The 21048-nt window shown below is 60.9% G+C and carries 15 protein-coding genes; 6 read left to right on the plus strand and 9 right to left on the minus strand.

From position 1 onward, the window contains the following. Positions 1 to 12: 12 nt before the first annotated feature. Positions 13 to 2880: a bifunctional transaldolase/phosoglucose isomerase gene (locus IFJ82_RS15225; protein ID WP_003617298.1), complete on the minus strand. Its 2868-nt coding sequence runs from the start codon at positions 2878 to 2880 to the stop codon at positions 13 to 15. A 123-nt stretch (positions 2881 to 3003) separates the two neighbouring features. After that, positions 3004 to 5121, minus strand: coding sequence for a transketolase (gene tkt, locus IFJ82_RS15230; protein WP_040510373.1), 2118 nt, complete (start codon positions 5119 to 5121; stop codon positions 3004 to 3006). Between tkt and IFJ82_RS15235 the strand changes: the two genes are divergently transcribed. The 4 genes from IFJ82_RS15235 to IFJ82_RS15250 all read left to right on the plus strand — a co-directional run bounded on the left by IFJ82_RS15235 (position 5069) and on the right by IFJ82_RS15250 (position 7944). Next, on the plus strand, positions 5069 to 5245 hold the full coding sequence (locus IFJ82_RS15235) for a hypothetical protein (RefSeq protein WP_192266612.1): 177 nt from the start codon (positions 5069 to 5071) through the stop codon (positions 5243 to 5245). The genes tkt and IFJ82_RS15235 overlap by 53 nt on opposite strands. Before the next feature lie 506 nt (positions 5246 to 5751). Beyond that, the gene (locus IFJ82_RS15240) at positions 5752 to 6300 is read left to right on the plus strand and encodes an ankyrin repeat domain-containing protein (RefSeq protein WP_192265108.1); all 549 of its coding nucleotides are present in this window, start codon (positions 5752 to 5754) and stop codon (positions 6298 to 6300) included. 138 nt (positions 6301 to 6438) lie between these two features. After that, positions 6439 to 7500, plus strand: coding sequence for a histidinol-phosphate transaminase (hisC, locus tag IFJ82_RS15245; RefSeq protein WP_003617291.1), 1062 nt, complete (start codon positions 6439 to 6441; stop codon positions 7498 to 7500). A gap of 165 nt (positions 7501 to 7665) precedes the next feature. Continuing rightward, a complete protein-coding gene (locus tag IFJ82_RS15250; protein WP_040511321.1) occupies positions 7666 to 7944 on the plus strand; it encodes a hypothetical protein in 279 nt (92 codons plus the stop codon). Between the two features lie 230 nt (positions 7945 to 8174). On the opposite strand, the gene IFJ82_RS15255 is transcribed toward IFJ82_RS15250, so the two are convergent. After that, positions 8175 to 9494 carry an MFS transporter gene (locus IFJ82_RS15255; protein ID WP_062808499.1) on the minus strand — a complete coding sequence of 440 codons (1320 nt, stop codon included), beginning with the start codon at positions 9492 to 9494 and terminating at the stop codon, positions 8175 to 8177. Positions 9495 to 10236: 742 nt separating this feature from the next. Here IFJ82_RS15255 and IFJ82_RS15260 point away from each other — a divergent pair. After that, entirely contained in the window at positions 10237 to 10716 is a 480-nt protein-coding gene (locus tag IFJ82_RS15260) for a hypothetical protein (RefSeq protein WP_192265110.1), read from the plus strand. A gap of 404 nt (positions 10717 to 11120) precedes the next feature. Here the strand turns inward: IFJ82_RS15260 and mdoH are convergent, their stop codons facing one another. The 3 genes from mdoH to IFJ82_RS15275 all read right to left on the minus strand — a co-directional run bounded on the left by mdoH (position 11121) and on the right by IFJ82_RS15275 (position 15291). Next, positions 11121 to 13286 (minus strand): glucans biosynthesis glucosyltransferase MdoH, encoded by a 2166-nt coding sequence (mdoH, locus tag IFJ82_RS15265; protein WP_117129594.1) that lies wholly within the window; start codon positions 13284 to 13286, stop codon positions 11121 to 11123. Further along, entirely contained in the window at positions 13274 to 14809 is a 1536-nt protein-coding gene (locus IFJ82_RS15270) for a glucan biosynthesis protein (RefSeq protein ID WP_003617277.1), read from the minus strand. Before IFJ82_RS15270 ends, mdoH begins: the two co-directional genes overlap by 13 nt. A 140-nt stretch (positions 14810 to 14949) precedes the next feature. Continuing rightward, complete coding sequence (locus tag IFJ82_RS15275; protein ID WP_003617275.1) at positions 14950 to 15291, minus strand: winged helix-turn-helix domain-containing protein; 342 nt, start codon at positions 15289 to 15291, stop codon at positions 14950 to 14952. Positions 15292 to 15422: 131 nt separating this feature from the next. Here IFJ82_RS15275 and IFJ82_RS15280 point away from each other — a divergent pair, with 131 nt between their 5' ends. Then, positions 15423 to 15917, plus strand: coding sequence for a GNAT family N-acetyltransferase (locus IFJ82_RS15280; RefSeq protein ID WP_062809755.1), 495 nt, complete (start codon positions 15423 to 15425; stop codon positions 15915 to 15917). A gap of 137 nt (positions 15918 to 16054) precedes the next feature. On the opposite strand, the gene IFJ82_RS15285 is transcribed toward IFJ82_RS15280, so the two are convergent. The 3 genes from IFJ82_RS15285 to IFJ82_RS15295 form a co-directional block, all read right to left on the minus strand. Then, positions 16055 to 17518 (minus strand): mannitol dehydrogenase family protein, encoded by a 1464-nt coding sequence (locus IFJ82_RS15285; protein WP_192265112.1) that lies wholly within the window; start codon positions 17516 to 17518, stop codon positions 16055 to 16057. A gap of 886 nt (positions 17519 to 18404) precedes the next feature. Further along, positions 18405 to 19493, minus strand: coding sequence for an FUSC family protein (locus IFJ82_RS15290; RefSeq protein WP_075595663.1), 1089 nt, complete (start codon positions 19491 to 19493; stop codon positions 18405 to 18407). Beyond that, positions 19493 to 21043 carry a DegQ family serine endoprotease gene (locus IFJ82_RS15295; protein ID WP_371861372.1) on the minus strand — a complete coding sequence of 517 codons (1551 nt, stop codon included), beginning with the start codon at positions 21041 to 21043 and terminating at the stop codon, positions 19493 to 19495. The genes IFJ82_RS15290 and IFJ82_RS15295 overlap by 1 nt, the downstream gene beginning before the upstream one ends. Between the last annotated feature and the right edge of the window lie 5 nt (positions 21044 to 21048).

The following is a 21048-nucleotide window of genomic DNA, read 5'->3' on the forward strand; positions in this document are numbered from 1 at the left end:
CATTGCGGTGGATCAGACCGCCGCCTTGATGATCTGCCCCAGCTTTTCAAGGCCGGATTTCAGGTCGCCATGGATATGCACCCGCACCGCGCGGCGGCCACGTTCGCCCAGTACCTCCAGATCGCCACGGGCCTGTGCTTCCTTCACGATGCCGAAGGTATATTTTTCCCCCGGAACCGGCAGGTTGACCGCGTCATCGGCCGTGATCTGCACGAACACGCCCGTGTCAGGCCCACCCTTGTAGGCCTGGCCGGTGGAATGCTGGAACCGCGGGCCGAATTCCGCAGCCGTCGCCAGCTTCAGCGTGTCACGGATGCCAAGACGTACCGTCTGGATCCATTCGCGCGTTGCCGTGTCACGCTCGATATAAGCCAGAAGCGCGACATAATCCCCCGCCTTCGCACGGGCGAAATGGGCCTTGAGGATACCCTCGGCCGTCTTGCCATCCTTCAGCGCCGCCGCATTTTTCGGATCGGCATAGAAAGAGAACGTTGCATCCTTGGCAAAGGGTTCGTACGGCGGCAGCTTGCCGGTCTCGTTATAGGCGGTGGTGATTTTCTTGGTCTCGATCTTCGAGGCCTCGACATCCGGCTGGTCAAAGGCGTTGATGCCGATGATCGACCCGGCCACCGCTGTCGCGAATTCCCAACGGAAGAACTCCTCGACGATCTGGCGCCTGTCATGCAGTTCGATGGTCACGACCGGCTCACCCGCCGCCACCAGCGCCTTGAACGCCGCATCCTGCTTTGCGCACGGCTTCTCCGCCAGGCGCAGATAGACGAACAGCCGGTCCTTGCCATAGGCAGAGGCCGGGCCTGCCGTCTCGTCATCAATGGGGATCAGGCCGCGACCGTTCTTGCCGGTGGATTCCGCCAGCAACTGCTCCAGCCATGCGCCCATGTCGTAAATCGCGGGGGAGGCAAGGATCGTCACCTTGTCACGTCCGAACGACCTTGCCGCCACACCCAGCACACTGCCGAGAAGGACCCCGGGATTCTGCGCCGGGGGGACAGAGGCCGCGCAGGATTTTTCGCCCCGCAGCGCCGATTCCAACAGCAGCTTCAGCGGCAGGCCGGCTGCTGCGGCAGGCACCATGCCGAAATCGGACAGAACGGAATAACGCCCGCCGATCTGCTTTTCACCATAGAAGATCTTCCAGAACCCGTCGGCCTTTGCCACGGCTTCCATATGCGATCCGGGATCGGTCACGGCGACGAAGTGCGACCCGGCCTTCTCACCCAGCACCTTCCTGGCCGCGTCAAAGAAATAGGCCTTCAGGATGTTCGGCTCCAGCGTGCCGCCCGACTTGGACGAAACGATGAACAGCGTCTTGGAAATGTCGATCTTGTCCTCGAACGCCTTGACCTGCTGCGGGTCGGTACTGTCAAGGATATAGAGGTGCGCAAAGCCCTCATGCTTGCCAAACGTCTCCGACAGGACTTCGGGGCCAAGGCTCGATCCACCCATGCCCAGCAGCAGGATGTCGCGGAATCCGCGGGCCTTCACCTCAGCCTGGAATTTCTCGAACTTCGACAGGTCCTGCACCTGATCGTCAACGATCGTCAGCCACTTCAGCCAGCTCGCTTCGTCCTTGCCGGTCCATAAGGTGGCATCCTTCGCCCACAGGCGACGGACCTTGCCTCCCTTGCGCCATGCCTCCAGCTCCGCCTTGACGGCGGTGTCAAGCTCGGCGGGCAGGTTCAGCGTGGTGGTGGTGACTTTCTTGCCCACAAAGGCCGCCTGCTTTGCCGCGACGGAACCAAGCAGGTCGTCGAATGCGTCCTCGAACGACTTCACCCCCTCATCGACCAGAACGCCGGTTACACCGTCGAGGTCGAGGCCAAGGCGCTTTGCCTCGGCAAGGATGGCATGCGCGCCCTTGACGTCATCCGTCAACGTGGGGGCAGCCGTGCCATGGTCGCGGAAGGCATCAAACGTCTTGGGCGGGATGGTGTTGACCGTTTCTTCGCCAATCAGGGCATCGACATACAGCACGTCGCTGAAGGATTTGTCCTTCGTACCCGTACTGGCCCACAACAGGCGCTGCGGACGTGCGCCGGCCGCGGCCAGCTTCTGCCAGCGTGCGCTTTTCACCACGCCCTGCCAGTATTCATAGGCCAGCTTGGCATTGGCGATCGCGACCTTGCCGCGCAGGGCCTTCAGGGCGGCGGCATCCTTGTCGCCGGCGGCAACGCGGCGGTCGATTTCGCCATCAATCTTCACATCGATGCGGCTGACGAAGAAGGATGCGACACTGGCGATGCCCGCAACACTTTCCCCCTTGGCCAGACGGTCCTCAAGCCCTGCGATATAGGCTTCGAGGACTTTCTTGTACGCCTCGTTGGAGAACAGCAGCGTGACGTTGACGTTGATCCCTTCGGAAATGGCGGTACGCACGGCGGGCGTGCCCTCGTCCGTGCCGGGGATCTTGATCATCAGGTTGGCGGCATCAACCGCCGCCCACAGGCGCCGCGCTTCCGTAATGGTGCCGTGCGTGTCACGGGCAAGATAGGGAGAGACCTCCAGGCTGACATAACCGTCAACGCCCTTTGTCTGTTCATAGACGGGATGCAGCACCTTGGCCGCATCACGGATATCCGTGATGGCCAGCGTCTCGTACAAGGTTCCGGCATCGACGATGTGGTGTTCAAGGATGGAGCGGATCTGCGGGTCGTAATCCGTGCCCTGCCCCATGGCCTTCTGGAAAATAGCGGGATTGGAGGTCACCCCCTTCAACCCGTCCTCATCCACCAGTTTCTTCAGGCTGCCATCCGCCGTATAGGAGCGCTGGATGAAGTCCAGCCACGGCGACTGCCCATATTTCGCAAGCTGCTTCAGCGGGTTGGCCGCGCCGTCCTTACCTGTTTCGTGCACACTCATTTCTGTGCATTCCCCTCATCTTGGACGGATGGCGCGCATATTGCATCGCGGCGGCCATCCGCCTTGGTCCTGACAAAAACGCGAAACAGAGCCGTCAGGCCCTGTCGCGCTGTGAATGACGGTTTATGACGCCTTGCGGGCAAGCTGCTTGCGCGCCTCCGCCACGACGGCGTCCACGGTGAATCCGAACTTGACCTCCAGCTCCTCCGCCGGGGCGGACGCACCGAACGAATGCATGACAAGGGTCGCACCCTCCAGCCCGACATAACGGTCCCAGCCAAGCTGCGCCGCCTGTTCCACCGCCACGCGGGCGGTAATGCCGGGGGGCAGCACACTGTCGCGATAGGATTTGGGCTGGGCTTCGAACAGATCCCACGACGGCATCGACACGACGCGTGCCTTTACGCCTTCGGCCTTGAGCTGTTCGTACGCCTTCACCACCAGACCGACCTCGCTGCCTGTCGCCATAAGGATGACATCGGGTGTGCCATCGGCATCCGCAAGGACATAGGCCCCTTTTGCCAGCCCCGACGCAGGCGCATAGGTCTTGCGGCAGATGGTCGGCAGGTTCTGCCGGCTCAGCACCAGCACGGACGGCCGGTCCTGTAGCGGGATCAGCGTGCGCCACGCCTCGGCCACCTCGTTCGCGTCGGACGGACGGATCAGGGTGACGCCCGGCGTCGCACGCAACTGCGCCAGCTGTTCGATCGGCTGGTGGGTCGGCCCGTCTTCGCCCACGCCAATGGAATCGTGGGTGAAGATATACAGCACCGGCAGCTTCATCAGCGCCGACAGGCGGATCGGCGGCTTCATGTAATCAGAGAAGATCAGGAAGCCCGAGCAGTACGGCCGCAGCCCCGCCAGCGCGAGGCCGTTGCAGATCGAGCCCATGACATGTTCACGCACACCGAAATGCAGGTTGCGCCCGCCATAGGTCGCGCCCCACTGCGGCGGCTGGAAATCGCCCGCGCCATCAAACGTCAGATGGGTTTTGGTCGACGGCGACAGGTCGGCCGACCCGCCGATCATCCACGGGAAATTCACCGCAACCTCGTTCAGCACCTTGGCCGAACTGGCACGCGAGGCGATGCCCTTGGCATCGGCGGGGAACGTGGAGATGTCCTTGTCCCATCCCTCGGGCAGCTTTCCGGCAAGGATAGTGTCAAGCTGTGCCGCAAGTTCGGGATATTCCTTGCGATAGGCTGCGAACAGCGCATCCCATGCCTTGCTTGCCGCGGCGCCACGCGTTGCGATGCCGGCCTGGAAATGCTCCGGCACGCCATCGGGGACATAAAAGCTCTTGTCCTCCGGCCAGCCATAGAATTTCTTGGTCTCGCGGATTTCCTCCGCGCCCAGCGGCGAGCCATGCGCGTCCGCCGTGCCCGCCTTGTGCGGCGACCCCCAGCCAATGATCGAATGCACGATAATCAGCGTCGGGCGCGATGTCTCGGCCTTGGCCTCTTCCAGCAGGCGCTTGAAATCACCTGTATCATTGGCATCACGCAGTTCAAGGACATGCCAGCCATAGGCCTCGAAACGCTTATGCACATTTTCGGTGAAGGTGATGTGGGTATCGCCCTCAATGGAAATGCGGTTGCTGTCATAGATCCACGTCAGGTTCCCCAGCTTGAGGTGGCCCGCGATGGATGCGGCCTCGCTGGAGACGCCTTCCATGTTGTCGCCATCACCGCAGAACGTATAGACGTGATAGTCAAACAGCTTGAATTCCGGCTTGTTGAAGCGTGCGGCAAGCCATTTTTCCGCCATCGCCATGCCTACGGAATTGCCACAGCCCTGCCCCAGCGGGCCGGTCGTGGTTTCCACACCTGCGGTATGGCCGTGTTCGGGATGGCCCGGCGTGCGGGAATCGAGCTGCCGGAACTGTTCGATATCCTTGATCGTCAGTGACGGCGCGTCGATCGCCTTGCCGTCCCTGAGCTCACGCACCCCGGCAAGATAGATCAGCGAATACAGCAGCATCGACGCATGACCGATCGACAGGACGAAGCGGTCACGGTTGGGCCACAGCGGGTTGGCCGGGTCATAGTTCAGGACATCGCGCCACAGCGTATAGGCCGGGGGGGCAAGCGCCATGGCCGTGCCGGGATGGCCCGAATTGGCCTTCTGCACCGCATCCATGGACAGCGTGCGGATCGTGTTGATGCACAACGTGTCGATGTTGGCCGGCATGCTGCCGCCTCCTTCTGGTGCCCTTGCGGGACAGGGAAACAATGAATGCATAAAACCGCTCTCCTTCATCCTGACTGCCCCGATCCGCAACATGCCCGAAACACCGGGCCAGCGGAAAATCCGCCACTATCCCCCGGTCCGGCAAGACCCGTCCGACAGGATACGCATCACGTGACAGGCGCCGACGCCCCATAACGCCCCCGAACACCCCATGGGGGGCCGGGGCATGGATCTGCAACTACGCCGCAGCCTGTCCGAAACGGTTGATGGGGCAACCGTTTTACACACAATCTCACGACCACCTTATGGGAACAAGCCACCTCATCCGGCGCGACGGCACCTGTATTGAAGGCCCGAACCGCCCGCGATGCCAGCCCCGTGGAATCACGACTGCTCGACCCCATGATACGACCGCGTAACGGCCGGGCAGCCATGGGCCTGCTTCCAATGTATTTCGTGCAACATCGGCGCGGCCATGAAAATGACATGACCCCGTGCCACATGACAAAGGAACGCGCCGTGGCGTCTCTTGCGAAGGGGCGCGGCATTGCGTAATCATCACGGCAGGCGCCGCGCGGCATCCCGGCCGCCCCGCCACGGCGCACCCGCCATGACGGCCCGCGCCGCAGGCGGCCCCCGCCCCACCGCCACCCTGATCCAACCCGCACGCGAGGCAGGCACATGACCCAGACAATCGCCAGCGGCGACCCCGCCGCCACCGCATCCGAGCAGACATTTACAACCACGCAGATCGCGGACCTGTACCTGTCCGCCGCGCGGGATGGGGAAACGGACCTGGTCAGGGAATTCCTGCGCGCGGGAATCGACCCCGACATCCGCAATGACAAGGGATATACCGCCCTGATCCTGGCGGGGTACAACGGCCATGCGGACACGGTGCACGCGCTGCTTGAAGGGGGGGCGTCGCCTGACCTGCAGGACCAGAAAGGCGCCACCGCGCTGGCGGGCGTGGCGTTCAAGGGGGATCTGCCCAGCGCACGCACCCTGATCGCGCACGGGGCAAGGATTGATGTCCCCAACGGGGTCGGGCGCACGCCGCTGATCTTTGCCGTCATGTTCAACCGCGACCCGATGGTGGCGCTGCTGCTTGAACATGGGGCCAACCCCGACCTGCGCGATGGCGAGGGCGTCAGCGCACGCATGCTGGCGACACGGCAGGACAATGCCGAACTGCTGGCGCTGATGGGTCCCAAGCCCACGCAGGCATAAAGGCCGTCGCACCCCACATATCCATCTGTTTGATATGCCCTTAAGAGTCGTCCGCCATTTACACCATCCACCGGCACGCACCATGCGGGCCGGCATCATGCGCATTCGTTATTCGCATTTCAGTGGAACCCAAATGCAATGAGCCGTTTCTGGAGCCCCGTCGTCCACAACCTGACCCCCTATGTCCCTGGGGAGCAGCCGCGGATGACCAACCTGATCAAGCTCAATACCAACGAATCCCCCTATGGCCCGTCGCCAAAGGCCCTTGCGGCCATCCGGGCGGCAACGGACGATACGCTGCGCCTGTATCCCGACCCGTCGGCGCTGGCGCTGCGTCAGGCGATCGGGCGTGCCCATGATGTCCCGGCCGGGCATGTGTTCGTTGGCAACGGATCGGACGAGGTTCTGGCCCATACGTTCCAGGCCCTGCTCAAACATGATGGGCCCTTGCTGTTTCCCGATATTTCCTACAGCTTCTATCCGGTTTATTGCGGGCTTTACGGCATCACGGCGCAGATGGTGCCGCTTGATGCGGATATGCGCGTCAATGTGGCGGATTACCTGCGCCCATGCGGCGGGGTGATCGTGCCCAACCCGAACGCCCCCACCGGCATGGCGCTCTCCCTCACGCATATCGAGACACTGTTGACCCATCACCGTGATCAGGTGGTCGTGGTGGACGAAGCCTATGTCGATTTCGGCGGCGAGACCGCCATTCCCCTGACCGCACGCCATGACAACCTGCTGGTGGTGCGCACCCTGTCAAAATCCAGCGCGCTTGCGGGGTTGCGGGTGGGCTATGCCGTGGGGCATCCCGACCTGATCGAGGCCCTGACCCGCGTAAAGGACAGCTTCAATTCCTACCCGCTCGACCGGCTGGCGCAGGTGGGCGCGATCGCCGCGATCGAAGATCGGGAATGGCTTGCCAACATACGCGAACGGATCATAAGATCACGCGACAGGCTGACACACAGCCTGGGAGAAATGGGGTTCGAGGTTCTTCCCTCATGCGCGAATTTCGTGTTCGCGCACCATCCTGGCCATGACGCGCTGACCCTTGCCCGGACCCTGCGGGAACGGGCAATCATCGTGCGACATTTCAGGACACCCCGAATCGCCCAATGGCTCCGTATCACCATCGGGACCGAGGCCGAATGTCAGGCGCTGTGTGACGCACTGGCTGACATCACGGCCACATAACACCGCGCCCGGGCGCACGTACGCGCCATCTGGTTGATACGGACCGGTCCATCGCCGCCATGCCCCATGACGGGAACATCCTTCTCATGGGTGTGGGGGCGTGCGTTCGTTCTTCCCAACCCTGAACAACAGACGTCTTGTTTTCCATTCGAATGGATTATCATCATGCGTGCATTCCACGGACAGATGTCCGACAACCAGCCCATCCGCCGTTCTCTGGCGGAAAAGCAGAAGCAGTTGCGCGACCTGCGTGAAACCCTTGCGAACATGAAATCGCACACCGCACCCGCTCTGCGCGATAGCGTGCAAAAGCGCATCCGCCAGTTGGAAGCCGAACTCGCCGCCGCACCCGCGATGAAGGCACCCCCCGCCAGGGGGCGCGACACGGCAGCAGGAGAGCGCGCGCCCGCACGCTCCCCCCGCCGTCGCCCTGAACGCGGCTGAGGCCGCAAGGATGATGCACCCGTGGGTATCGGCCTATGGGTAGCACCTGGCGCGTATGCGGCCGTGGGTGCGCCCATAGCGCGCCCTCCTTATGAAAAAAGCGCGGACCTGCCGGGGCGGGTCCGCGCTTTTTTTTGCGGGCATGTCAGGACATAAATGCCGCGAAAATAAATACCCCGACTGCTGGGCTGCCCCTTCGCATGCAAGATGCACGCAAAGGGGAAAGCCGATCAGTGTTCGGCTGCGGCCAGTTCCCCGGCAATGTCGCCACGGGCGGCGGCTTCGTCCATGTAACGACGCGCCTCAGGCGAAATCGTCAACGTGATCGTCAGCAGGGCCGAAACCAGGTACAGGCCGGAGAAGATCCAGATGATCCCCTCGATCCCGTGCCAGGATTCAAACCACGTCACGACCGCCGGCCCGACCCAGGTACTCGCCCCCGCACCAAGGCCCAGCGCGGACAGCGCCGCCGCCTTTTCCTTGGGGCAGATCTGCGGCATCAGGCCCGACAGCGGCACGAAGGCGGCAACCGTCGCGCCATACAACGCCCCCATGGCGGCGGCGATGGCGAAATTACCAGGGAACATCAGCGGCACATAATAGAACAGCAGCACCGTAACCGCGGCACCGACCCCACCACCAATGGCCACGACCGAACGATGGCCCAGACGGTCCGCCATCATGCCCGATACGAGGTTCACGAGGATATTCGCCAGGAAGATGATCGACAGGAGCTGTAGCCACTGCGACAGTGAAAAGCCGATGACCTTGGTAAAGAACGCCGGCATGATGACCAGGAATGCATATTCCGATGCCGTGTCGATGATGCGCACGATCATGGCGATAAACGTCTTGGGTTCGCGCCACAGGATACTGACAGAGCTGAAGAAGATCGTCCCCGCCGAAGCACCCGGCGCGGCAAGGCGCCTGCTGCCGGTGGGTTCACGCGTCATCAGCAGCGCCAGAAGGCCACCGAACAGCACCAGCACCAGCGAGCTCCAGAACGTCATCATCTCGCCAATCACGGGGATGGCGAAACTTGCGAACAGCGAACCAAGCGTCGGCAGGCCGCCGGAAAATGCGAACCAGAACCAGCCCGCCGCCGAGCCAAGCTGGTGACGCGGGGTCGCCGCCGCAATCCACACCAGAAAGCCATACGTAAACAGCGGATAGCCAAAGCCACGCATCGTATAGGCCGCAAGCATCATGGAATAGCTGTTGGTCGCAACCCCCATGGACAGGAACACGACCTCGAACACGGCCCAGATTGCAAGGCCGATCCACATGACCCGCTTGGGCCCCCACAGATCGGACAGCGGGCCGGAAACCCAGGAGGAAATGGAAACCGTCACTCCATAAATCGTGAAGAGCAGCGCGGTGTCACGGCCGGAGATGCCCTGCTCTTCAAGATACGGCGCAAGATAACCTGCCTCCACACCGTCACCGATCATGAAGAACAGCAGGCCGACAAACCCCCAGAACAGGGGGGTGGGTATGCCAAGCTTATCGGCAAACGAAGTTCGCTGGGACAGAATGTCTGTCTGTTTCAAGGGGAGATACTCCTCTTTCACAGGCAGCCAACACTAGATTGAGGGGCTCCGCCTCATTGCGGAGCGTCGATGCAGGCTGCGTCCACGATGTACCGGCATGCCGGGATGCCATCGCGGAACCTCAGGTACGGAAAAGCGCGGTCACACATGCGGCGCCGCGCGCACGGGATAACGCCACAACCACGACAGCCTGCCGCATGGGCGCGACATGTCCGTGATAACCTGCGGATCGTTACCAACCGTTCTTGTTATGTCGTCCACCCACGGCTGAAATATGGGTCACGATATCGGCATCAGCCATATATGTGACAGTCATCATATCCCGTATCACCTGTATCAGGGGCGTAAATTCGCTTTTACGCAGCGATGGATGGACCATGAATTTTTAGGATACACAAAATCATTACGATATCGAATGATTTTGCAGGGGCATATGTCTCTGCACCTCCCGGTTTTATGCAGCACAATATATCAGATGGCTGGTTTTATACTCAAAATGACATCGGAATGTAAGCAAATTTTCTGATTTTTGCCACGATTGTCATTTGTTGCTGATAACACAAAGATTTTTTTGACATACATTAAGACATTGACGCACCTTTTCCCCGCCATGGCATGCTGTCATAATCCGGCCTGCCCTTCTTGCGTGGCGATAGGCCGCGCGTTGCGGCAAATGTCAGGTTTTCCTATGTCGCCATCGGCGTCCGGGGCCGGGATATCGGGTCACCGGGATATTCAGGTCATGGAACGTTTCACAGTGAGCCCCTTCGCACGTCCCCTTTTTTTCACGCTTCCAGCCCTTGTGGCGCTGCCTGCGTATTTCTGCACCCCGGCACTGGCCCAGAGCATTGCGACACAGAAGGTGCAGCACGCCATGGACGTGCTGCATTTCAAGCCGGACGCCGCCAGCCAGAGCTGCATTGAAAAGCTTCAGGAACTCCACAAGGTTCAGGCCGTGATCGAAAAGGCGAGCGAGGGCACCCGCAACCCCGACCTGTCCCTGGCCCATGATGTCATGGAATCGGATTACGAGGATGCAACCGAAAGCTGCGTCCCCGATGCGGCCAAGCTCTGCAATGGCAAGCAGTTCCAGTCGGACGCCCATTTCCGTCAGGCCTGCGAAAGCCTTGATGCGGTGATGTCCATAGATGGCTCCAGCGAAGGGGAGGAAATGGCCACCCCACCCGAAGGGTCCTCGCCTTCCGATGGTGGCGGGGGCTGACGCCAGTCGGCGCTGCGCTGCAAAACGCCTGGCACGACAGGACCAGTGGCAAGGCCGGATAAGAGATTGTTTGAAAACAAATCCTTGATAAAAAAGAAAAGGTTTCTGGATGCCGCCTTTCGATCGAAAAAGGCGGCGTCTTCTGAAGCTTTTTAGAAAAAGCTTCACCAGAAACCTTTATGATTTCAGGATGTTATCGCGCCTGACTTTTCAAACAGTCTCTTAACGGCGGCGTCTTCCAATGTTTCTGGAGAACGCTTCACCAGAAACTTTTATGATCCCAGTGGGTGACTGACGTTGCGCCTTCAGGCAGTCGCTGGACAGGAATTCCAGGTGCAGTTTTTCTGCAAAGCCACAAAGGACGCCGCTGTTTCAAAGAAACGGCGGCGTCCTGAAACACATCGTCAGGACAATGCCTCCAGCAGATGCAGTCCCTCGGCATTGCCAAGGACAGCGGCCTTTTCACGCGCACTCAGCGTCGTGCGCGCCGCCTGCAGGTCTGGCACTTCCCTAAGCTTGACCAGACCGACAAGCAGGTTGGCATCGATTGCGCCGCCCCTGTGACGCGGTGGCGGCAGCATGGCGCAATGCAGCGCCAGCAGCGCCGGATGCGCCCGCAGCACCAGCAATGCATCGCCAATCGGCCGCCCCGCCATATCGCTCAGGTTACGGACCGCGCGTGCCAGAACATCGGGGGGGGACGTCTCCTCCGGGATCAGCAGCAGGCCCGCACGCCGCAGGTCCTGCCCCGCGACACGACTGCCGGTCAGGATCGCCAGCGGGATCGCCAGCACCAGCCCCAGCAGGACCGGCAGCATCCACAAGAACAGAGACAGCGATACGACCCACGCAGCCACGCCAAGCACGACACCAAAGATGGTATAGCCAAGGTACAGCCGTGCGTTCTGCAGGGGGGACACCCCGCCGTCATCGCGCCGTTGCGCATTCCATCCTGAATCGCGTCCCATCAGGATCGACATGACACCCATCGTCTGGATCAGCATCGCCACCGGCGCCACCAGACCACCAAGAACCGTTTCGACCATGATCGACAGTGCAGCGCGTGCAGCCCCCCCGCATCCGCGTCGCAACCGCCCGTCAAACAGCAGCGCGACATAGGCCAGCATCTTTGGCGCCAGCAGGATCAGCATCGTACACAAGAACATAAAGCGCGCCTGCACCGGATCAACATGCGGCCAGTGGGGGTATAACAGCTTGGTATCGCCAAAATATTCCGGTCGTGAAAACCGGCTTTGCAACGAGACAAGGATACCCGCCAGCAGGAACACCAGCCACAGGGGCGAGGTGACGTACGATCCGATCCCCATCAGCATATGCAGGCGACTGATCCAGTGCAGCCCCTTTGCCGACACCACCTTGGCGTGCTGCAGGTTGCCCTGGCACCAACGCCGGTCGCGGATGGCGATATCCGTCAGCGACGGCGGGCTTTCTTCATACGATCCCATCAGGGCAGGCACCATGTGGATGGCCCAGCCGCCACGGCGCATCAACGCCGCCTCCACAAAATCATGGCTCATGATCGCCCCACCAAAGGGCTTGCGCCCCGGCAGGTGCGGCAATGCGGCCTGTTCGGCAAAGGCACGGGTGCGGATGACCGCGTTATGGCCCCAGTAATTCCCCTCCGCCCCATGCCACCAGGCAATACCGTGCGCGATCAGCGGGCCATAGACCCGCCCCGCGAACTGCTGCATGCGGGCGAACAGGGTCGTGCCATTGACGATCACCGGCAGCGACTGGATCAGGCCCACGCCGGGATTGGCCTCCATCGCGGCGGTCAGGCGCACGATGGTGTCACCGGACATGACGCTGTCGGCATCCAGGGTAATCATCTGCTGGTACGCGGCACCGAAACGGCGGACCCATTCGGCGATATTGCCTGCCTTGCGGTCGATATTATGCGGCCGCCGCCGGTAATAGACCCGTATCGTGCCCTCCGTCGCGCGGCACAGCGCCATATACGCCTCTTCTTCCGCCACCCAGACATCGGGATCGGTCGTATCCGACAGGACGAACAGGTCGAACGCCCCTGCCTGCCCCGTGGCGGCAAGGCTGTCACAGATCGCGCGCAGCCCGGCCATCACACGGCCGGGGTCCTCGTTATAGGTAGGCATCAGGAGTGCCGTACGCGCAACAAGTGTCGGTAGCGGCCCGTCAGGGTGGATGCCAAGGCCAAGCCCCCCCCCGCGCGAAACCAAAGAGCAGAACCCCGCCAGTGCGGACGTAAAAGCCAGTGCAATCCACAAGAACAGCACCACAAACAGCGCCAGCATGATGACACCGGCGATGGAAACGCTGATGGCGTTGAACACAAGGTTCATTTCATACGCCGCCCACCCCGTCAGCCCCAACGCGCCACCCAGCACGACGGTCCGGCGCGCCACGATGCCCGACCACTGCGTCACCGGCGTCCCGGGACGTTCACCCGGCGGCAGTTGCGACAGCGAATGGACCGGCATGTCGAGCGGTGACGACGGTGGCAGCATGCCCCCCGGCGTGCCCCCTGGCCTCCCCCCTGGCGCGGGTGCTTCGCCGTGCGTCACGGCGTCCATCGGTACACCCATTCCTCTGATACGGTGGCCTGGTCATTTGCAAGCGAGCAGCCAAGTTCGGCGATCTTGGCTTCCTTGGGGTCGAATTCAAACGTGGCGCGCCAGCCATGGATATCGGGATTGGGTTCCACCACGACATTGCGGATCTCCCCCGCCGATGTCCGGGTCTGGAGATGGAATTTCGCATCTTTGGGCAGGTTTGCGAACGGCTCCCCCGTGAAATCTATGTCAAAGAAGCGCGTATGCGACCCATCGGTGGATGCCCCCACACGTGTCGCGGCAATCCGGGCAAGGTGCGTGGGCCACGGCGTGTCCCATCCCCAGTACATGCGATAGGTAAAGGCATATTCATGCCCCGATGTCATGGTGTCGCGCGGCCGCCAGAACGAAACGATGTTGTCATTGACCTCGTTCGGGGTGGGAATTTCCACCAGGTCCACGCTGCCCGCCCCCCAGTCGCCGATCGGTTCGATCCACAGTGAGGGCCGCTTTTCATAATTAAGGGCAAGATCCTCGAAATCAGCAAAGCTGCGCTTACGCTGCATCAGGCCGAAACCATGCGGGCGCACATCGGCAAAGGCCGAAAACTGCAGGTCCTGCGGATTGCGCAACGGACGCCATAGTTGCTGGCCGCCCCCGGTCCACATCGACAGGGCCTCGCTATCATGGGCGGCGGGACGCCAGTCATCGACATGGTTGCGGTCGTTCGCGTCGAAATAGAACATACCCGTCAGCGGCGCGATGCCCGACTGCACGATGTCCTTGCGCGGATAGAGGTAGGTCTGCACATCAAAGACCGTCGTTTCCCCAGGACGGATGGTAAAGCGGAACGCCCCCGTCAGCGACGGACTGTCGAGCAGCGCATGCAACACCACGCTATCGACACCAGAGCGCGGCTTTTCCAGCCAATAGGCACGGAACAGGGCAAATTCCTCCCCCTTTGGGTCGCCCGTACCATCGGCGAAGCCACGCGCGGACAGGCCATAGCTCTGCCCCTTGGCCACGGCCCGGAAATACGACGCCCCAAGGAAAACGCAGAATTCCTCCATCACGCCGGGCGTGTTGATCGGCGCACGAATCCGCAGGCCCGAAAACCCGACATTTTCATCCACCCGCAACGCCGGGTTGGCATAACTGAACAGGTCCGTGGAATAAGGCACGGGCGCGGCCTTGCCGTCGATCACCTCATACATCTCGATCCGGGGACGATAAAGATAACCACGGGGAAAGAACTCCACCTCGAACCCCAGATTCTCGCCATGCCACAGGGCCTGTTCCGGGCGATAGGCGATGGAGGTGAACTGATCGAAATTCATGTCCCGGATCGCGGCGGGCAGCGTTTCTTCGGGTGGGTGATAGGCCTGTTGCGACAGGCGGTGCGCAAGTTGCCTGACGGTGGTGTCATCAAAAACGCCTGCATCCGGCGCATCCGCCGCACGCGCGCCACGAAGCGCATCAATCCCCCCGAAAAGGGAGAGAACCGACAAACCTGCCCCAGCCTTTACAATATCACGTCGCAACACTGAAAATATTCCCCGATCATTATCATTATCGGCCCACCACGCAGCGGTTGCGGTGGACCTCTTTATCAATCGAACCCGCGTCATTCCCACGCGGCGGCAGTCCAGTCACCTTTGATCCCTATGCACATGACGTGGCATTTTCACGGCACTTCGCACATGCCACACAGGTCCGACAGCGGCCCTGTGGCGGCATCACGGGATATTTTTTCTATTTCCCTATACAGTTTCAGCACCTTGCGCCCATCATCGGACAGCCCGGCCCCACCGCCACCACCCGGACGTGCGGCGACAAGTGGCTGTCTGAAGACCGAATTCATCGATTCCACAAGCAGCCATGCCCGGCGATAGGACATGCCCATCGCCCGGGCCGCAGCAGAGATGGACCCCGTTTCCTCGATCTGTTCCAAAAGGCGGATCTTTCCATGTCCCAGCAAGGGCTTGCCGTTGGCATCAATACGTAGCGTAAGACGCAGATCCGTCATTCTGTCAGGTGCTCCTGCACTTGGGGTAAGGGTGGGTGTCGGGACATGAATAACCGGAATATGACTATATCGTCCAATAATGCCCGGGAAATGTTTTATTATATTTCCCATCTATACGCACAATGGTGAAAATGACAGCACAATGGCGCCCCCTGTACCATCCCGACCTGCCAGATGTACAGGCCCTCGCACGGCAGATTCATCCGTCCTATCCCGAAGATGCGGCCGTGTTCACAGAACGCCTCGCCCTTTGCCCTGCGGGTTGCCATGGCCTTGCCCCCGAAGATGGCGCGGCAATCGCGGGATATGTACTAAGCCACCCCTGGCGGCTACGCACGCCACCACGGCTGAACACGCTGCTACACAGGCTGCCACTGGCCCCTGATTGCTGGTACATCCATGACATCGCCATCTCCCCCACCCTGCGTGGGCAGGGGGCGGCTACCCGTGCACTGGACCTTGTGGGACACGCCGCACGGCATGCAGGCCTGACACATCTCGGGCTGATGGCGACGGGGCAGGCTGTGGGATTTTGGGAACGGCAGGGCTTTGCGCCTGTGCCGGACAGTGCTGCGATGGCGGCCTCCTATGGCGATGGGGCCATGCTCATGTCCCGCAGGACATGAGGCCGATCCCAGGCCATTGAGCCATAAAGGCCGGATAAAAACCGCAACGGTTCCGAGGTTTCGTCCTTTCGCAAAAAGACGAAACCTTACGCAGAGTTCTGAAAAAAGTTTTAACCTTGCGCCTTTGTGACTTCGGGTCAGTCCGGCAGGCTGGCGCGCACCCCATGTTCACGGATCGCCCTGCGCGCGGTGACGATCGCCTGTGTCAATTGCGGGGTCTGGAGGTCACGCCACCCGTCAAATGCCGGCAGGGCCAGCGCGGCGGCAAGGTCGGGCGCACGGGCCAGCGCAACCTGCCCTTCCGTCAGGGTAGGTTCCAGCGGGGTGTAGGTTTCCCCCTTCTCGTCAACGCCGCGCAGCATTTCGAGATAGGCGGCAAGGCCAAAAGCGATACGCGACAGGTCATGCCCCGACTGTAGCGACCGGCGCACGGTGTCGGTCCAGAATACCTGCGACTTTGATGCCCCGTCGCTACAGATCCGCAGCAGCGTATCGGCCACCGCCCGGTTTGAAAACCGGCTGATGACCTTGCGGCGATAGGCATCAAGGTCCATCCCCTGCGGCGCATGGATCTGCGTCATGACGTCTTTTTGCAGATAGGCATTGATGAAACGGTGCAGGTCCGTATCGGCGATGGCATCATGGACATAGCGATGTCCAAGCAACAGCCCCAGCGCACCTAGCGTCACATGCGCGGCGTTGAGCATGCGGACCTTGACCTGTTCATAACCGGTCACGTCACTGACGAACTGCACCCCCACCGTTTCCAGCGCAGGCCGCCCGGCACAGAAACTGTCCTCCAGCACCCACTGGCTGAAATCCTCCGCCAGAACCGGCAGCGCATCGTCCAGCCCACTTTCGCGGTTCAGGAGGTCGCGCGTAGAGGCATCCACGCTGGGGGTAATACGGTCCACCATGCTGCACGGAAAGGTCACGTGGTCCTCGATCCAGGTGGCAAGGTCAGGATCGCAGGCCCGGGCATAACCGACAAAAGCGGTACGGGCCACCTGCCCGTTATGGCGCAGGTTGTCGCACGACATGACCGTAAACGGCCCCACACCAGCATCACGCCGATGACGCAGGGCCTCCACCACATATCCGAACACCGTGGCGGGTGCCCGCGGATTGGCAAGGTCTTCTTGCACCAGCGCGTTATCAACACGGAATTCGCCGGTTTCCTCGTCGATATTATATCCCCCTTCGGTAATGGTCATGCTGACGATGCGGGTCGCGGGATCACACAGGCGCGCCAGCACGGCCTGCGGGTCATCCGGGGCCAGCAGATAGCCGCGCAATGCCCCGATGACCCGGACGGTGCGCGCGCCATGCGCATCCACCTCCGTCAGGGAATACAGCCCATCTTGCGCGCGAAAGGTCGCGGCCTTGCGTTCGCTGCGCGCACCCGCCGTCAGACCGACGCCCACGATACCCCATGGTCCGGGATCCCCCTGATCCAGGCAGCGTTCGACGTACCAGGCCTCATGCGCGCGAAAGAAATTGCCAACGCCAAAATGCACGATTCCTGGTGCAAGCGTTGCCGGGTCATAGGCCGGTCCGCGTACACCTTTGGGAAGGTTTCCAAGAATCGCTTTGTTCAGCATGGTTATTTCCAGACTCCTGCTTGATATGGACACTCACGCAACCCCACGTATGCAGTCACGCCCCACCCCCGCGCGCAGGGGCACCGCCGGTACTAACGCACGAACATGGTGTTGGTGGCATGCATCATGACACAAACCAGACATATACCCCACCGATGCCCCAATGACACCTGATGCCACGACATGGGGCATTGCCGGGACACCGGCCTGTGAGAATAAATCATGAAATTTCCGGGGACTTTTCCTTCGCCCCTGCCTGAAAAGAACCCATCGGAAAGGATATGTGGAAATTGTCTTGATATTGCATTTGCAAAAAACACAACATTATTCGAAAATTTTCAGTAGGCTGTCGGATCGGAAGCCAAGAGGCTGCTTGAAAAGTCAGGTTCAATAACATCCTGAAATTATAAAGATTTTTGGTGAAGCTTTTTCTAAAAAGCTTCAGAAGACGCCGCCTTTTTGGAAAAAGGAGACCCCCAAAAACTTTTCTTATTTTTTATTAATGATTTATTCCCAAATAATCTTTTATGAAAACATATTTCTGTTTTCTATATAGAAAATTCTATGATTTTCATAATTCAAGCAATGTTATTACGTAGAAAAATCCCAACCCGACAGCCTGCCAGAAGCTGTTTGGGAATTTGTACCAATGTCCCACTGAATAATGCAATTCCTTGGCAAATATCTTTCCAAAAAACCTTTCAAGATATCGCAGTATTCAAAAAATAACGTAACGGCTTGAATTTCCCATTCCTGACCAATGGGGTGTTTTCAAACAGACCGAAACAACAACATCTTACAAAACCGCCGGAAAACAGCTTCGCCCGATCCTTGCCTGCTTTCACCCTGTCATCCGGGACACTGTCCCATATCCCCAGGCAGGCATTCAGCCCACATGTGCCGCCTTGTCATGGGGCGCACCCAATGCGGGTGCCCCTTCATCCGTACGCCCATCGGACCAGACATTACGGATCAGGACCGTCATGTCGGTATGCAGCAGCCCAATGGCAAAGCACATCACCGACGTCCAGTGCGAAGCGGGTTGATGGATCTGCGACAGCACATCCCCCACCCCCTCGTCCGGCAGAGGCTTGCCCCGACTGCGGGTGGCGGCCAGTTCACACCGGTCCGCCAGTTGCCCCAGCACATGGCACAGCATCTCGCGCTCGCTACGCAGGATGTCGCCGGTGCTGGCGGTCTGCCCCTCCACTGCGGCACGTGCGACAAAGATCGCATCCGCACGCAGCTTCCGCAAAAGCCCCGGCAGGCGCATCACCAGCGGGTCATGCCGCGCCAGCGAACCGGGATGTTCAACCTCTGCTTCCTTCACCCCGTCATTAAGGTCCTGCAACAATGCCCGGCACCTGTCATCAATCGCGGCGATCGCGTTACTGTCCGGATGCTGGTGCAGCGCCAGTTCCAGCAGATCCGACACCTGCCGCAGCAACAGCGCCGAATTGCGCAGCACCTCGCGCCGGGCCTCGTTACGCAGCACGAAAAAGGAAACCACGAACGACACCACCACCCCGATCATGATGGAGGCAATACGGTCAAACGGTCGCGCAAATGGCGCGCCATTGCCGGGAAACAGCAGCACCACCATCAACGTAATGACCGCAACGCGCATCTTTGGCCGTGCCGCCGCCAGCACCGCCACCGGCATCAGCATGACCCAGAAGACAAGGTCAGTGGGCCAGAACAGCCACTGTTCCATCGCAATGGCGGAAATCCCGGCACAGGCCCCGATCAGGGTGCCGACAATCTGGTCCTGCCCGGTGGACAGCGTCTGCGTCATCCGGCTTTGCGTAATCACCACGACCGAGGTGATCAGCGCCCATACAGGTTCCTGCAGGTGGACCAGATGGGCCACGAAGCCCGACCCGATAAGCGAGACGACCATGCGCACGACCTGTCGCCATGCACCACCGGCCACCACAAACACATCCCGCAGAGAAGAAAAAGAGAAAACCGCCATCAATCGGAATGCGCACCCGATTCGGCAAGGGGGAACGGCACCCAGCGCAGGCCATCGCTGTTCTGCACCAGGAACAGCACGGTGCGGCGTTTTTGCGCACGGACAAGATCAATCTGGTGTTTCAGTTCTGCGGGTGTGTTAACGGCGGTCTGCTGGACCTCGGTAATGATGTCGCCATTGCGCAGGCCACGTTCGGCAGCGGGGCTGTCATCGGTCACACCGGTTACGACAACACCCTTCTGGCCTTCGGGCATGTTGTATTTCTGGCGCGCGATATCGTCGATCGCCCCCACGGTAAAGCCAAGGCCCGCGACCGCCACGCTACCGCTTGCAGGGGTTTTCTGCGCGGGCTTGCCATCGGCCTTGTCGGTCTTTTCTTCCGGCAGGGCGCCGATGGTGATCGCAACATTCATCGGATGGTCATGACGCACGATGCCAAGGTGGGCGACGCTGCCCGCCGGAAGCTGTGCAACAAGACGGGGCAGCGCGCGACCGTCAATATCCTTGCCATCCAGCGTGACGATCACGTCACCGGTCTGCAGGTGCGCCACGGCGGCAGGCCCCTTGGCCTCCACCCCGGCGATCAGGGCGCCATGCGCGCTCTTCAGGCCAAGACCGTCGGCAATGTCCTGCGTCACATCCTGAATGCGCACGCCAATCCACCCGCGCGATACCTTCCCGTGCTGACGCAGTTGCGCGATGATGCCCTGTGCCTCGGCCGAGGGAATGGCGAAACCGATCCCGATCGACCCGCCAGAGGGCGAGAAGATGGCCGTGTTGATGCCGATCACGTCACCATGCAGGTTGAACAGCGGCCCACCCGAATTGCCCTTGTTGATCGGGGCGTCGGTCTGGATGAAATCGTCGTACGGCCCCTGTTCGATATTACGCCCGCGTGAAGAGATGATCCCCGCCGTAACAGTGCCCGACAGGCCGAACGGGTTGCCGATCGCCAGCACCCAGTCCCCCACGCGCGCATGATCGCTATCGCCAAACGGCACGGCAGGAAGCGGCTTGGGGCTGTCCACCTTCAGCACGGCAAGGTCGGTGCGGTCGTCATGGCCAAGCAGGTGCGCCTTGAGCACCGTATTATCCTGCAACGTCACCGTGATCTGTTCGGCGTTGCGCACGACATGGTTGTTGGTCACGACGATGCCCGCAGGGTCGATGATGAAGCCCGAACCCAGCGCCTGCATCTTGCGCGGCGGCGCATTGGGGGTGCTCTGGCGGTTCATGAAGTCGTGAAAGAATTTCTCGAACGGGGAACCTTCGGGGAAATTGGGGATCTGCGGGCTGCTGTCCCCCTCGTCACCATCATCATCTTCATCGCCGGGACGCACCATCTCGGTGGTGGAGACATTGACGACCGCGGGCAGCAGGCGGGCCGCAAGGTCTGCAAAGCTGTCGGGCGTGTCATGGCCGGGCGCGGGCAGGCGCACGGGGTCGCTGACCGCCGTGACGTTCGCGGCCACCGGCGCAACAGCGGCGGCAGGCGGCAGCGCATGTGCCCGTGCCGTCACCATCGCCAGCAATGCGGCCCCCATGCCCATGGCGG

It is taken from the genome of Novacetimonas hansenii (assembly GCF_014843995.1).
Lineage (GTDB): Bacteria > Pseudomonadota > Alphaproteobacteria > Acetobacterales > Acetobacteraceae > Novacetimonas > Novacetimonas hansenii.